The 1198-nt window shown below is 72.8% G+C and carries 1 protein-coding gene and 2 pseudogenes; all 3 read right to left on the bottom strand.

The features are described 5' to 3' along the window. Positions 1-83: 83 nt before the first annotated feature. Positions 84-343: pseudogene (locus AOK23_RS50000) on the bottom strand (FAD binding domain-containing protein); the annotation flags it as partial. Positions 344-345: 2 nt separating this feature from the next. Next, a pseudogene (locus AOK23_RS49995) lies at positions 346-577 on the bottom strand (FAD binding domain-containing protein); the annotation flags it as partial. Between the two features lie 2 nt (positions 578-579). Further along, on the bottom strand, positions 580-813 hold a 234-nt coding region (locus AOK23_RS49990), incomplete at its 3' end, for an FAD binding domain-containing protein (RefSeq protein WP_240496471.1). Between the last annotated feature and the right edge of the window lie 385 nt (positions 814-1198).

Below are 1198 nucleotides of genomic sequence, written 5' to 3'. Positions count from 1 at the left end.
GTCGTCGTAGTCGCCCTGCGGCAGTCGCTCCCAGCCGCTCTGGCCCCCCTGCTGCGGGGTGCCCTCTCCGTGCTGGTCGTCGGTCACGACAGTGCCCTCCCCAGTGCTCGTCGGGCCAGCGCGGCGACGGTGCGCCGCAGGTGCAGTACGGCGGGCGGAAGCGGCGGCACGGAGCCGTCGACCTCGGGGGCCGGGTCCGGGATGCAGGCGGCGGCGACGTACTCGCCGAAGGCCTGCAACGCCTCGGGGACCAGGGTGCGCTCGCCGTCCCAGTCGATCAGCCCGGCGACCCACGCCTCGGCGTCCAGCGGGCGCAGCGGCATCGGCGCTATGGCGCCGACGGNNGGTGGCCTTCAGGAAGACCTGGGGGGCGTGCAGCAGCGGCACGCGCACGAACCCGATCAGTTCGCCGGGGCGCAGCATCTCCATGCCGGCCAGCAGATGGGAGACGGGCATCTCACGGCGGGCCCCGCCCGGACCCGCGATGACCAGCGTGGCCTCCAGGGCGGCCAGCACCGGCAGCGCGTCCCCCGTGGGGGCGGCCGTCGCGATGTTGCCGCCGAGGGTGCCGGCGTTGNNTCCGGCGCCGAGCAGGGCGTGTCCGTCCTGGTACTGCCAGCCGCGGATCTCGCTGATCCTGCCCAGCCCGACCAGTGCGGCGGGCCTGAGCTGCCCGGAGTTGACCGCGGTCATGAGGTCCGTGCCGCCCGCCACCGGAACCGCCCAGGGCATGGCGGCGAGGGCCGCCACGGCCTCGTCGAGCGAGCCGGGCAGGGTCACGGCCTGCGCCGCCTGCGGTGCGTGCGTGGTCAAACCGGCTGCCCCTTCCCGCTGCCCCACCGTAGGGCCTGTCTTACGGATCACGCCTGGAGGCGGAGCTCGCTGCGCGCCCCGTCCACCGGCCATCATCCGGCACCGTTGCCCGAAGCCGGCATGATCCGAACGACAGACCCTGGTCCGCCTGTGTTGCCGTACGGTACGTGCTGACAGGGCGGACGTGGCAACTCTGGCACATTCTCGCGAGGCCCGAACGCGGGGGTCCGCTAGGAGGCATTCGCCCACTTCACCCCGGCGATGGTCCGTTTTGGTACGGGATCTCCCGCAGGTTCTTTTTGCTGGCCTTCGGTGATTCTTGCGCCTCTTGTTCCAGGTGAGGGGCACCTCACGGGGCATCGGCTTTCGGACGCGCGTGGGCGCC

Source organism: Streptomyces torulosus, assembly GCF_001419765.1.
Lineage (GTDB): Bacteria > Actinomycetota > Actinomycetes > Streptomycetales > Streptomycetaceae > Streptomyces > Streptomyces torulosus.
The sequence above is the reverse complement of the archived record's forward strand: the minus strand, read 5'-3'. Positions and strand labels throughout refer to the sequence as shown.